The sequence below is a fragment of the Colwellia sp. BRX10-9 genome (assembly GCF_014077405.1).
In the GTDB taxonomy this organism is placed as follows: Bacteria; Pseudomonadota; Gammaproteobacteria; order Enterobacterales; family Alteromonadaceae; genus Colwellia_A.
The window spans coordinates 1-365 of record NZ_JACGVV010000124.1 but is presented as its reverse complement, the minus strand read 5'-3'; the positions used below and the strand labels follow the sequence as shown (position 1 = coordinate 365).

Annotated in this window: 1 protein-coding gene; it reads right to left on the bottom strand. The window is 33.7% G+C overall.

What is annotated here, in order from left to right; genetic code table 11:
* Nucleotides 1-334: hypothetical protein (locus tag H4J69_RS19985; RefSeq protein WP_220469608.1), on the bottom strand; the 334-nt coding region annotated here is incomplete at its 3' end.
* Nucleotides 335-365 lie beyond the last annotated feature (31 nt).

Below are 365 nucleotides of genomic sequence, written 5' to 3'. Positions count from 1 at the left end.
TTGCAAGAGATATTAATAGATTAGATCCACCAATTTCGACTCCTGCAAGCACCATAAATGTTAGATATACACTATAAGTTGATAATAAAAGTAAACATGATGCAGCAATACGAGAATGCCACCTAAAAACTGCAAAGAGCAGGAACGCGTACAAGCTGAAATCAATTATAAAACCAATAGATGTTTCAATATTCAACTCTTGAAAAAATAGTCCAACGATCAAGCTTATTAAAGTTAAAATTGCGATTCCAAAAGTACAAGACTTGATCATAGCGATACAAGTCGATTTAGAATCTAAGGAATGAAAAACATTTATCTTTTGATCAACATCCATAGTTGAGAGATTCCCTGAACACCTAACGCCC